At 53.2% G+C, this 13,765-nt stretch carries 1 protein-coding gene and 7 pseudogenes; all 8 read left to right on the top strand.

Features of this window, described 5'->3' with window-relative positions:
• Positions 1–3,623: pseudogene (rpoB, locus tag CXB77_RS04610) on the top strand (DNA-directed RNA polymerase subunit beta); the annotation flags it as partial.
• A gap of 110 nt (positions 3,624–3,733) precedes the next feature.
• Positions 3,734–5,849 (top strand): annotated as a pseudogene (rpoC, locus tag CXB77_RS24440) (DNA-directed RNA polymerase subunit beta'); the annotation flags it as partial.
• A gap of 195 nt (positions 5,850–6,044) precedes the next feature.
• A pseudogene (locus tag CXB77_RS24435) lies at positions 6,045–8,241 on the top strand (DNA-directed RNA polymerase subunit beta'); the annotation flags it as partial.
• Positions 8,242–8,376: 135 nt separating this feature from the next.
• A pseudogene (gene icd / locus CXB77_RS04600) lies at positions 8,377–9,623 on the top strand (NADP-dependent isocitrate dehydrogenase).
• A gap of 84 nt (positions 9,624–9,707) precedes the next feature.
• Positions 9,708–9,992 carry a hypothetical protein gene (locus CXB77_RS04595; RefSeq protein ID WP_105072981.1) on the top strand — a complete coding sequence of 95 codons (285 nt, stop codon included), beginning with the start codon at positions 9,708–9,710 and terminating at the stop codon, positions 9,990–9,992.
• Positions 9,993–10,268: 276 nt separating this feature from the next.
• Positions 10,269–10,583: pseudogene (gene clpS / locus CXB77_RS04590) on the top strand (ATP-dependent Clp protease adapter ClpS).
• Between the two features lie 70 nt (positions 10,584–10,653).
• Positions 10,654–12,896, top strand: a pseudogene (gene clpA / locus CXB77_RS04585) (ATP-dependent Clp protease ATP-binding subunit ClpA).
• A gap of 27 nt (positions 12,897–12,923) precedes the next feature.
• Positions 12,924–13,765, top strand: a pseudogene (gene folD, locus CXB77_RS04580) (bifunctional methylenetetrahydrofolate dehydrogenase/methenyltetrahydrofolate cyclohydrolase FolD); the annotation flags it as partial.

Genomic DNA, 13,765 nt, shown 5'->3' with positions numbered 1-13,765 from the left:
ATCGCGGCTCGTGGCTCGATTTTGAATTTGACCCGAAAGACAACGTGTTTGTGCGTATCGACCGTCGTCGCAAATTGCCAGCGACGATTTTGCTGCGGGCGCTCGGTTACGGCGTGGAAGATATTCTCAGCCACTTTTTTGAAACGGACATGTTTCGCGTGCGCAGCAGCAGTGCTGGGCGCACCGTGACGTTGGATTTGGTTCCAGAACGACTGCGCGGCGAAACCGTGAGCTTCGATGTCAAAATCGGTGACACCGTGCTGGTAGACGCTGGGCGGCGCGTGACGCAAAAAACACATTCGTGAACTCCAGAATCCAGCGTTGAGCGGTGGAAGTCCGATTGAATTCATCTTCGGGCGCATTCTCGCGTACACGCAGAAAGACCCTAAAACTGGCGACGTGCTGGCTGAGGCGAATACTGAAATCACAGCCAGAATTGTTGGAAACGCTGTTCCAACGCGGCATCGAAACGCTCGAAACGCTGTTTGTAAACGATCTCGATCAAGGTCCGTATCTGTCGGAAACGCTGCGCATTGATCCCACCACAAACGAGTTGGAAGCGCAGATTGAAATCTATCGCATGATGCGCCCCGGCGAACCGCCACAACCAAAGAAGCAGCACAGAATCTCTTTCATAATCTGTTCTTTACGCCTGATCGTTACGATCTTTCTGGCGTGGGACGCATGAAATTTAACCGCCGCATTGGGCGCGATGCCGAAACCGGTCCCGGCGTGATTTATGACGGGCGCTACTTCAGCGGACGTTCGGACGAATTTTCCAAGAAATTGGTTGCAGAAACAAGGTGATAGCTCCGACATCATCGACACGCTGCGCATTTTGATTGAACTGCGCAACGGACGCGGCACGGTCGATGACATTGATCATCTCGGCAATCGGCGCATTCGCTGCGTCGGCGAAATGGCGGAAAACCAATTCCGTGTTGGTCTGGTGCGCGTGGAACGTGCGGTCAAAGAGCGGTTATCGCTCGCGGAATCAGAGGGTTTGATGCCGCAGGAATTGATTAACGCCAAGCGGTCTCGGCCGCGATAAAGAGTTTTTTGGCTCCAGCCAGCTCTCGCAGTTTATGGATCAAAACAATCCGCTGTCGGAAGTGACGCACAAGCGCCGCGTCTCGGCACTTGGTCCGGCGGTTTGGCGCGAGAACGCGCAGGTTTTGAAGTACGCGACGTGCATCCGACGCATTACGGTCGCGTGTGTCCGATTGAAACGCCAGAAGGCCCGAACATCGGCTTGATTAACTCGCTGGCGTGTGTACGCGCAAACCAATTCTTACGGCTTTTTAGAAACGCCGTATATCCGCGTTAAAGACAGCAAAGTCACCAAAGAAATCAATTACCTGTCGGCAATTGAAGAAGGTAATTTCGTCATCGCGCAGGCCAATGCAACGCTGGATGACGAGGGGCGACTGACTGACGCGCTGGTGTCCTGTCGTCATGCCAATGAATTTGCGATGCGTGCTCCAGAAGAAGTGCAATACATGGACGTGTCGCCGCGCCAAATCGTCTCAGTCGCCGCCTCGTTGATTCCGTTTTTGGAACACGACGACGCGAACCGGGCGCTAATGGGCTCGAACATGCAGCGGCAGGCAGTGCCCACGCTGCGCGTGGAAAAACGCTGGTCGGCACGGGCATGGAACGCGTGGTGGCACGAGATTCCGGCGTGTGTGTGGTGGCGCGGCGCGGCGGCGTGATCGAATCGGTGGATGCAGCGCGAATTGTCGTGCGCGTCAACGATAACGAAGCAGTCGCTGGCGTGGCCGGGCGTTGACATCTACAACCTGACCAAATACACCCGCTCAAACCAAAACACCTGCATCAATCAACATCCGCTGGTGAAACCGGGCAATGTTGTAGCGCGGCGTGACGTGCTGGCGGATGGTCCTTCAACCGACATGGGCGAGCTGGCGCTGGGACAAAACCTGCGCATCGCGTTTATGCCGTGGAATGGCTACAACTTCGAGGATTCGATTCTGATTTCGGAGCGCGTCGTACAGGAAGACCGCTTCACCAGCATTCACATCGAAGAGCTGTCTTGTCAGGCACGAGATACCAAATTGGGACCGGAAGAAATTACGAGCGATATTCCCAATGTTGGCGAGTCGGCGCTGTCCAAACTGGATGAATCCGGCATCGTGTACGTCGGCGCAGAAGTGCGCGACGGTGACATTCTGGTCGGCAAGGTCACGCCCAAAGGCGAAACCCAACTCACGCCAGAAGAAAAATTACTGCGGGCGATCTTTGGTGAGAAAGCCTCTGATGTGAAAGACACTTCGCTGCGCCTGCCTTCGGGTATGAACGGCACGGTGGTTGATGTGCAGGTATTCACCCGTGACGGCGTGGAGAAAGATAAGCGGGCGTTGCAGATTGAAGAGCTAGAACTTGACCGCGTGCGCAAAGATTTTGCTGATCAGCAGCGCATCATGGAAAACGATACGTTTCAACGTGTTGAGAAGATGCTCGTTGGCAAAGTTGCTGACGGCGGTCCGGGGAATTGCAAACCCGGCGCGAAAGTGACGAAGACCTATCTGCAAATTTGGTGGATAAAGGTGGGCGCGATCAGTGGTTTGAAATTCGGATGCAGGACGAAAATATCGCCACGCAGCTTGAAACCATTGCAGCGCAGGTCAAGCAGCAGCGCGACGAATTCCGCCAACGTTATGAAGATAAAAAGAAGAAGGTCAACAGTGGCGATGATCTTCCGCCCGGCGTACTCAAGATGGTCAAGGTGTATGTCGCGTTGAAGCGGCGGATTCAGCCCGGCGACAAGATGGCTGGGCGTCACGGCAACAAGGGTGTTGTTTCTAAAGTCGTTCCAGTGGAAGACATGCCATTTTCCGCCGACGGCGTTCCCGTAGACATGGTGTTGAATCCGCTCGGCGTTCCATCGTATGAACGTTGTCAGGTGCTCGAAACCCATCTGGGTTGGGCAGCCAACGGGCTGGGCGTCAAGATTGAACGGATGCTGCAAACGCAAGTCGCCATTGGCAAATTGCGCGAGTTTCTGCACGAAATCTACAACACCAGCGGTCGATCTGAAGATTTGCGAGCTTCTCAGATAACGAAATTCTGGAGCTGGCGCGAAATCTGACGCGAGGTGTGCCGATGGCAACGCCAGTGTTTGATGGCGCAACCGAGGAAGAAATCAAGGCGATGCTGAAGCTGGCAGACCGTGACAATTCGCGCAGGGTATTCCCAGCGGTCAAACCATTCTGTTTGACGACGCACTGGCGATCAGTTTGAACGCCCAGTCACGGTTGGCTACATGTACATGATTAAGCTCAACCATTTGGTTGACGACAAGATGCACGCCCGTTCAACTGCGTCCTTACAGTTTGGTCACGCAGCAGCCACTCGTGGTAAGGCGCAGTTTGGTGGGCAGCGGTTCGGCGAGATGGAAGTTTGGGCGCTGGAAGCCTACGGCGCGGCTTACACCTTGCAGGAAATGTTGACGGTGAAATCCGACGACGTGAACGGCGCACCAAGATGTATAAAAACATCGTCGATGGTGACCATCGCATGGAGGCGGGAATGCCGGAATCCTTCAACGTGCTGGTCAGGAAATCCGTTCGCTCGCCATCAACATCGAGCTACAGCAAGACTGAGCACGACGTTGTCACCAAATTTCCGCGCTTCTTTGTCATCAGGAGCGCGGAAACCGTCCTGATGCCAGTTCTTCCAGGTAGGAGATTAAGGTCTTGAAGACTTATTAAAAATCATCAAGCAGCAGGGTCAGGCGCTCGAATTCGACGCGATTAAAATCGGATTAGCCTCTCCCGAGATGATCCGTTCCTGGTCTTTCGGCGAAGTAAAAAAGCCCGAAACCATCAACTACCGCACCTTCAAGCCCGAGCGTGACGGTCTGTTTTGCGCCAAGATTTTTGGCCCAATCACCGATTACGAGTGCATCTGCGGCAAATACAAACGCCTCAAACATCGCGGCGTGGTCTGCGAAAAATGCGGCGTCGAAGTCACGCTGGCGAAGGTGCGCCGCGAGCGCATGGGTCATGTCGATCTCGCCAGCCCAGTGGCGCACATCTGGTTTTTGAAATCGCTGCCGTCACGGATCGGGCTGTTGCTCGATATGACGCTGCGCGACATTGAGCGCGTGCTGTATTTCGAGTCTTCGTGGTCATTGATCCGGGTTTGGTCGCCGAACTAGAACGCGGACAATTGCTCAATGATGAGCAATATCTCGACATTTTAGAAGTCAACGGCGACGAGTTTGACGCCAAAATGGGCGCGGAGGCGATTTACGAATTGCTGCGCACCATCGACATGGCTGCCGAAATTCGGCGGATGCGCGAGAAATTCAGAGCACCAATTCTGAGACCAAAATCAAGAAGTTAGCCAAGCGCCTCAAATTGATGGAGTCGCTGCTGGTATCCGGCAATCGCCCAGAATGGATGATTTTGACCGTGCTGCCGGTGTTGCCGCCGGAATTGCGCCCGTTGGTTCCACTTGATGGCGGACGTTTTGCAACCTCCGATCTCAACGATCTCTATCGGCGCGTGATTAACCGCAACAATCGTCTGAAACGCCTGCTCGATTTGATCGCGCCGGACATCATCGTCCGCAATGAAAAGCGCATGTTGCAGGAATCGGTTGACGCGCTGCTGGACAACGGTCGGCGTGGGCGGGCGATTACCGGCACCAATAAACGCCCGCTGAAATCGCTGGCGGACATGATTAAAGGCAAGCAAGGGCGCTTCCGCCAGAACTTGCTCGGCAAGCGCGTCGATTATTCGGGGCGCTCGGTGATTGTGGTCGGGCCGACGCTGATGCTGCATCAGTGCGGGCTGCCGAAGCGAATGGCGCTGGAACTGTTTAAGCCGTTTATTTTCAGCAAGTTGCAATCACGCGGGCTGGCGACGACGATCAAAGCTGCCAAGAAAATGGTGGAGCGCGGCACGCCCGAAGTGTGGGACATTTTGGAAGACGTGATCCGCGAACATCCGGTGATGCTCAACCGTGCACCAACGCTGCATCGGCTCGGCATTCAAGCCTTTGAGCCGGTATTGATTGAAGGCAAGGCGATTCAATTGCATCCGCTGGTGTGTACTGCGTTTAACGCGGATTTCGACGGCGACCAGATGGCGGTGCACGTTCCGCTGTCGCTGGAGGCGCAGTTGGAAGCGCGGGCGCTGATGATGGCGTCCAACAACATTCTGTCGCCAGCCAACGGCGAGCCAATCATTGTGCCGTCGCAGGACGTGGTGCTCGGGCTGTATTACATGACCCGCGAGCGCGTGAATGCTCGCGGCGAAGGCAGCATCTTTACCGACATCAACGAAGCGCGTCGCGCTTATGAAACCGGTCACGCCGAGCTGCACGCCCGCTGCAAAGTGCGCATCCGTGAAGTTATCAAAGGCAAAGATGGCGACCGGCGCGAAGTCATCAGCATCAAAGATACAACGGTCGGACGGGCGCTGGTGTTCGCCATCGTGCCGGACGGGCTGCCGTTTGATTTAGTCGATCGCGCACTGGGCAAAAAGCAGATTTCGCTGCTGATTAACATGTGCTATCGCCGCCTCGGACTGAAAGAAACCGTTGTTTTTGCTGACCAGATTATGTATCTCGGTTTCCGCATGGCGACCCGTTCCGGCGTCTCCATCGGTCTGGATGACATGGAAGTGCCGCACGACGAAGTTGATCGCAAGATGGACAAGGGCGCGTTGCTGGCTGCTGCCGAAGCAGAAGTGCAGGAAATTCAGCAGCAATACGCCTCCGGCTTGGTGACGAACGGCGAGCGTTATAACAAGGTCGTCGATATTTGGTCGCGCACCAACGATCAGGTCGCCAAGGCGATGATGATCAAACTCGGCAGCGAAACCGCCGAGTCCAATCCCGTGTTTGAAGCCAGCGGTTGGTCGGTGAATATCGTCAAGGCATTGAAAGTGCTGTCGGCCGTTGCCAGCGCGGGAATTGTTTAACACTTGGCAAACGCGGCTGAATGAGGCTGGGCGCACTGGCGTGCTGGAACGTTGACGCTGGCAGCATTTCAAGATCAAGTCGTGGCGCTGCTGGAAGAATATCGTCCGCAGGTTGATGCGATTGCGACCGTCGATCAAATCAAAGGTCACGGGCTGCGCGAGCGCGTGATTGCCGGATTTGGCGACATCAGAAAACGGGTCGCCGAGCGGCGCAAGCAGGATTCGTTCAACTCGATTTACATGATGGCCAACTCGGGCGCTCGCGGCTCGGCGCAGCAGATTCGTCAGCTCGCGGGAATGCGCGGACTGATGGCCAAGCCCGACGGCTCCATCATCGAAACGCCAATTACCGCCAATTTCCGCGAAGGTCTGAACGTGATTCAGTACTTCATTTCCACGCACGGAGCGCGGAAAGGTTTGGCGGATACCGCGCTCAAAACGGCGAACTCGGTTATCTCACGCGGCGACTGGTGATGTGGCGCAGGACATGGTGGTGCTCGAAGAAGATTGCGGCACAGACAAAGGCTTGCTGATGACGCCGATTTTGGAAGGCGCAGATGTCGTTGAACCGCTGCGCGATCGGATTCTCGGACGGGTTGCGGCAGTCGATGTGTTTCATCCGCTGACCACCGAACTGGTGTGCAAAGCCGGCACGCTGCTCGATGAAACTTGGGTTGAACATTTCGATGAGATTGGCATTGACCAATTGCGTGTGCGGTCGCCAATCAATTGCGAAGCGCGGCAGGGCGTGTGTGCGCAGTGTTACGGGCGCGATTTGGCGCGTGGTCATCGCGTCAACATGGGTGAAGCAGTCGGCGTCATCGCGGCGCAATCCATCGGCGAACCCGGAACCCAGCTCACGATGCGGACATTCCACATCGGTGGCGCGGCATCACGGGCTGCGGCAGTCAACAGCATCGACATTAAAAACAGTGGCTCGGTACGCCTGCACAACATCAAAACCGTGCAGCATCATTCCGGCAACAACTTGGTCGCAGTGTCGCGCTCTGGTGAATTGACCGTCATTGATGATCGCGGCATGGAAAAGGAACGTTACAAAGTTCCTTACGGCGCGACGCTTGCGGGTTGCCGATGGCGATCAAGCCAAACCCGGCGACGTGGTAGCGACTTGGGACCCGCACACGCATCCAGTGGTCACTGAAGTTGCGGGCAAGCTGGAGTTTGAGGACTTCTTCGAGGGCGTGACGGTGCAAAGTCAGGTGGATGATGTCACCGGCTTGGCGTCGCTGGCGGTAATTGATCCGAAACAACGTCCGCTGCCGGTAAGGATTTGCGTCCGACCGTGAAGCTGATGGATGAAAATGGCAATGAATTGAACATTGCGGGCACGGAATTGCCGGCGCGTATGCGCTGTCATCCGGCGCGATCGTCAGTGTGGCGAATGGCGCAGAAGTGGGCGTTGGCGACGTGCTGGCGCGCATTCCGCAGGAATCCAGTAAAACCCGTGACATCACCGGCGGTCTGCCGCGAGTGGCCGATTTGTTTGAAGCGCGGAAGCCGAAAGAAGCGGCGTTGCTGGCGGAAGCGAGCGGAACCATCGGTTTTGGCAAGGACACCAAAGGCAAGCAGCGGTTGATTATCACCAAGGACGACGGTGAAACGGTTGAAGAGCTGATTCCGAAATGGCGGCATGTCAACGTGTTCGACGGCGAGCGGGTGGAACGTGGCGAAGTGATCGCCGATGGTGAATTGGCGTCACACGACATTTTGCGGTTGAAGGTGTGACCGCGCTGGCTGAGTATTTAGTCAAGGAAATTCAAGACGTTTACCGGCTGCAGGGCGTGAAAATCAACGACAAACACATCGAGGTGATTGTCCGGCAGATGTGCGCAAAGTGGAGATTCTTCTTCGCCCGGTGATACGCGACTGCTGCGCGGCGAGCAGGTAGAACATTCGGTGTTGATGGATGAAAACGCTCGCGCCATGCGAAGGCAAGCAGCCAGCGTTGTATGAGCAATTGCTGCTGGGTATTACCAAAGCGTCATTGGCGACCGATTCGTTCATTTCTGCGGCATCGTTCCAAGAAACGACGCGGGTGCTGACTGAAGCATCGGTGCGCGGCTCCACTGACCGGCTGGCTGGGCTGAAAGAAAACGTCATCGTTGGGCGTTTGATTCCAGCGGGCACTGGTTTGTCGCATCATTTGGAGCGGCGGCGGCGGCGTCTGCAAGAATGCCAGACGGCGCGTCCCGAAGACCCTGATGTTGCACTGAAAAAAGCGTTTAAGGCCTCGAAAACGACTAAATGTTTCAGGTGTAAACGGCTCTAACACAACTGATTGCGGCGCTGGATTCAGCGCCGTATTTTTTTGTTGGTTTGGCTTAACCACGCGCAACAGCGTACTGCGCAAGGCTTAAACTCAGTGATAGGATGCTTGCTTTATGACGATCCTGAGAAGTGCGTAATGGCCTACGACAAGATTCAAATTCCCGCTGCAGGCGAGACCATTCGGTCAATGCTGATTTATCGCTCAACGTCCCAAATCAACCCATTATTCCGTTCATTGAAGGCGACGGCATCGGCATCGACATCACGCCAGTGATGCGCGATGTTGTTGATGCCGCAGTTGCCAAAGCCTATGGCGGTGCGCGCTCAATTCACTGGATGGAAGTTTACGCTGGTGAAAAATCCACCCAAATCTACGGCGCAGATGTGTGGTGCCAGCGGAAACGCTCGCCGCAGTGAAAGATTTCGTCGTGTCGATTAAAGGTCCGTTGACCACGCCAGTCGGTGGCGGCATTCGCTCACTCAACGTCACGCTGCGCCAAGAGCTTGATTTATATGTATGTCTGCGCCCGGTACGCTATTTCACCGGCACACCCAGCCCAGTGAAAGCGCCCGAACACACACGACATGGTGATTTTCCGCGAGAATTCCGAAGACATTTATGCTGGCATTGAATGGGCAGAAGGCACACCAGCTGCCAAGAAAATCATCGACTTTTTGCGCAATGAAATGGGTGTGACTAAAATTCGTTTTCCAGAAACTTCCGGTATCGGCATCAAGCCCGTGTCACGAGAAGGCACTGAGCGACTGGTGCGCAAAGCGATTCAGTACGCGATTGATAATGACGCCCGTCCGTGACTTTGGTGCACAAGGGCAACATTATGAAGTTCACCGAGGGCGCGTTTAAGCAATGGGGTTACGATTTGGCGAAAGCGAATTCGGCGCAGTGGAAATCGACGGCGGTCCGTGGTGCAGTTTTAAGAGCCGAAAACCGGTGCGGAAATCGTCGTGAAAGACGTGATTGCTGATGCGTTTTTGCAACAGATTTTGCTGCGCCCGAAAGATTACGCCGTGATTGCGACGCTCAATCTCAACGGCGATTACATTTCGGACGCGCTCGCAGCGCAGGTTGGCGGCATTGGCATGGCGCCGGCGCGAATCTGTCCGATTCCATCGCATGTTTGACGACGCACGGCACTGCGCCCAAATACGCGGGCAAAGATCAAGTCAATCCCAGTTCATTGATTTTGTCGGCAAAATGATGCTGCGGCATCTGGCTGGCTTGAAGCAGCAGAGTTGATTATCAAGGGCGTTGAAGGCGCGATTGCTGCAAAAACCGTGACTTACGATTTAGAACGGTTAATGGACGGCGCAACGAAATTGAGTTGTTCCGGTTTTGGCGCGGCAGTCATTGCGCAGATGTAACGTTTTTATTTTACCGAAATGCGAATACCAACTCATTTGGGTTGGCATCGCTGACCCAGCGTTGATTAAACTCAGGAGAATAAAATGGCGCTCATTGAAGAGATTAAAACACTAATCTATGAAATGGCTTTTGAACGAAATAAAGCTGAAAGCAGAGTCACTGAATTAGGTTTGCCTGTATTACACAACCATCTGATTAAAATACTAAAATGGGATGACAAGAACAATTACAGCAAACATATCTATGACATTAATAACTGGTTGTTTCAAATTCAAGACATCACTATTAAAAAGAAAGGCAAAAGGTTTAAGCCAGAACAATACTACCTATTTTTTTTAACGAACAAATTAAGTCTGTTGAAGATATAACAAAGAAAATTAACAGGTCATTAAGAGAATATAAGCAATTACCTGAAATTAATTCAGATGTTAGAGTTTATCAGTTACTAACTCAGGTTTATCAAAGAATATCACTTGATCTATCTAAAGATCAATTTGAAGGTATTGAAAAATACCTTTGATTATCGGCAATTACCGTTAAAATAATTTCTAAAGTAAGCGTTGAGCGTTTTCCATGTTTCGCGCATGATAACGCTCAATATTGATTGCACCATCTCATTTGAAAACTGGTAAACAGAACGAGAAATGAGCAAACTGCATCCGCAAGATGACCATGAATCGGTAGTGCAGGCAGCGCGTCCTAAATTACGGCGACCACCTTTATTTAAGGTACTGTTGTTAAACGACGATTACACCCCCATGGAATTCGTGTGTGGTTTTAGAGCGTTTTTTCGCCATGAACCACGAGAACGCCACGCAAATCATGCTGCATGTTCATCAACGTGGCGTCGGGGTCTGCGGCGTTTTCCCCAAAGACATCGCGAAACCAAGGTGTCACGCGTCAACGATTACGCCCGCAGTCATCAGCACCCGCTGATGTGCACAATGGAAGAAGCCTAACGGCAGGGAAAACCTGTTGCTGGGCGACCAACGCACTCATTTTCCCATTCACCTCGCTTGGAACAGGCCGATGTTGAGCAAAGACCTTGAATTCACGCTAAACCGAGCCTTCAAGGAGGCTCGCGCCAAACACCACGAGTACATGACGGTGGAACACATGTGTTGTCTTTGCTAGATAATCCAGCAGCTGCGAAGGTGTTGCAAGCTGCGGGCTGGACGCAGAACGCTGCGCAAAGACATCACGGCGTTTATTGACGAAACCACGCCGCTGCTTCCGTCTAAAGACACCAGCCGCGATACCCAGCCGACACTCGGTTTTCAGCGAGTGCTCCAACGCGCTGTGTTTCATGTGCAATCAGCGGGTAAAAAAGAAGTCACCGGCGCTAATGTGCTGGTTGCGCTATTTAGCGAACAGGATTCACAGCGTTTTCCTGCTGAATCAACAGAATATAACACGCTTGATGTCATCAATTACATTTCTCATGGCATTTCCAAAGTGCCCGGCGAAAATCAGGACGATGAAACGCCGCCAAGCGACGACGATCTGCATCCTGAAGAAAAGACAGCAGCAGTCCCAGTCCGCTTGATCGTTTTGCTTCTAATCTCAATGATTAGCGCGACAAGGCGCATTGATCCGCTGATCGGACGCGCCAGCGAAGTGGAACGCACCATTCAGATTCTGTGTCGGCGGCGCAAAAATAATCCGCTGTACGTGGGCGAGGCTGGCGTCGGTAAAACTGCGATTGCCGAAGGGCTGGCGAAGATGATCGTGGACGAGCAGGTGCCCGAAGTGTTGAGCGATGCGTGATTTACGCGCTCGATCTCGGCGGTTGGTCGCTGGCACCAAATATCGCGGCGATTTTGAAAAGCGGCTCAAAATGGTGCTGGCGCAGCTCAAACGCCTGCCCCACGCCATTCTTTTATTGACGAAATTCACACCGTGATTGGCGCAGGCTCGGCATCGGCGGCGTGATGGACGCCTCAAATCTAATTAAACCGTGCTGGCATCCGGCGATTTGCGCTGCATCGGTTCGACGACTTATCAGGAATATCGCGGCATTTTCGAGAAGGATCGGGCGTGGCGCGGCGTTTCCAGAAAATTGATGTAGAAGAACCGTCGGTCGAGGAAACGGTGGAAATTCTCAAAGGGACTGAAATCACGTTTTGAACAGCATCATCAAGTGAGTACACCAGCCGCGCTGCGTGCTGCCGCCGAATTATCCAACCGTTACATCAATGATCGCCATTTGCCGGATAAGGCGATTGATGTGATCGACGAGGCTGGGGCGCATGTGCAATTGAAAAGCCCGTCCAAACGCAAAAAGCGCATCGACGTTGCTGATGTAGAAGCGATTGTGGCGAAGATGGCGCGGATTCCGTCGAAGCGCGTGTCGGTGTCCGATACCGAATCGCTCAAAAATCTGGATCGTGACCTCAAGCTGGTGGTGTACGGACAAGACCCGCGATTGACGCGCTCACTGCTGCGATTCGCATGAATCGCTCCGGGCTGGGCAACGACGGCAAACCGATTGGCTCGTTCTGTTTACCGGTGACCGGCGTCGGCAAAACCGAAGTCACGCGCCAGCTCGCCCGCATTCTCGGCATGGAATTGTTGCGTTTTGACATGTCCGAATACATGGAGCGGCACACCGTGTCGCGGCTGATTGGTGCTCCGCCCGGTTATGTCGGTTTCGATCAAGGCGGATTGCTGACCGAACAAATCAATAAACATCCGCATTCAGTGCTGCTGCTCGACGAAATTGAAAAAGCGCATCCAGACGTATTCAATTTGCTATTGCAAGTCATGGATCACGGAACGCTGACTGACAATAACGGACGCAAAGCAGATTTTCGTAGCGTCGTATTGGTAATGACCACCAATGCTGGCGCAGAAGAAACGGCGCGGCGTTCAATTGGTTTTACCGAACAGGATCATTCAACAGACGGATTGGAAGCACTGAAACGCTATTTCTCACCGGAATTCCGCAATCGCTTGGATACCGTCGTGCAATTCGGATCGTGAATGAAGAAACCATTCGCAGCGTGGTTGATAAGTTTGTATTCGAGTTGGAACAGCAGTTGGAAGAAAAAAAGGTCAGTTTTACGATAGATGTTGATGCGCGAAGTGGATAGCAGTGAAGGCTACGATCCAAAAATGGGCGCGTCCCATGGCGCGAGTGATTCAAAATCACATTAAAAAAACTGGCGAATGAATTGCTATTTGGTGAATTGGTTGCTGGCGGCATGGTGCACGTTACCGTTGAATCTGACGCGCTGGCATTTATGATTAACGGCGAATCACGCTCGTTGTAATTGCGAATTGTTTTTAGAGATTAATCCATGACTGCACAAATTCTTGATGGCAAAGCCATTGCTGCCGAAATCCGCACCGATATTCGCCATCACGTTGAAACAATTCGCGCTTCTGGTGGGCGAGCACCGGGTTTAGCAGTGATTTTAGTCGGTGATAATTCCGCGTCACAGGTGTATGTGCGCAATAAACGAGCAGCCTGCGCCGAGGTTGGTTTTCATTCCGAATTGTGCGAATTACCCGAAACCGCCAGCCAAACTGAATTGCTTGATTTAATTGATCGACTCAACGCTGATCCGAATTGATGGGATTTTGGTGCAATTGCCGCTGCCCGCGCAAATGAATGAAGAAGCAGTGATTGAACGCATTTTGCCAACTAAAGATGTTGATGGTTTTCATCCGTATAACGTTGGGCGATTGGTATTGCGAATGCCGCTGCTGCGCCCATGCCACACCAAAAGGCGTGATGACCATGCTGGCGCGAACTGGGCGAGAATTGGCGGGATTGGATGCGGTAATCATCGGTCAATCGAACATCGTTGGGCGACCGATGGCGCTGGAACTGCTCGCAGCGCGATGCACTGTTACCATTTGTCACAGTCGCACCAAAGATTTAGCGGAAAAAGTACGGGCAGCAGATGTATTGGTGGCGGCAGTTGGACGGGCGCAATTTGTGCCCGGTGATTTGGATAAAAGAAGGCGCAATTGTAATTGATGTCGGTATCAATCGCGGTGCGGATGGCAAATTAGTTGGTGATGTTGATTTTGCGGCTTGCGCGGAACGTGCTGCGTGGATAACGCCAGTGCCCGGTGGTGTTGGCCCAATGACCAATTGCTAGCCTATTGGAAAATACGCTACAGGCTGCTGAAT

The organism is Chromatium okenii, from assembly GCF_002958735.1.
Taxonomy (GTDB): domain Bacteria; phylum Pseudomonadota; class Gammaproteobacteria; order Chromatiales; family Chromatiaceae; genus Chromatium; species Chromatium okenii_A.
The sequence above is the reverse complement of the archived record's forward strand: the minus strand, read 5'-3'. Positions and strand labels throughout refer to the sequence as shown.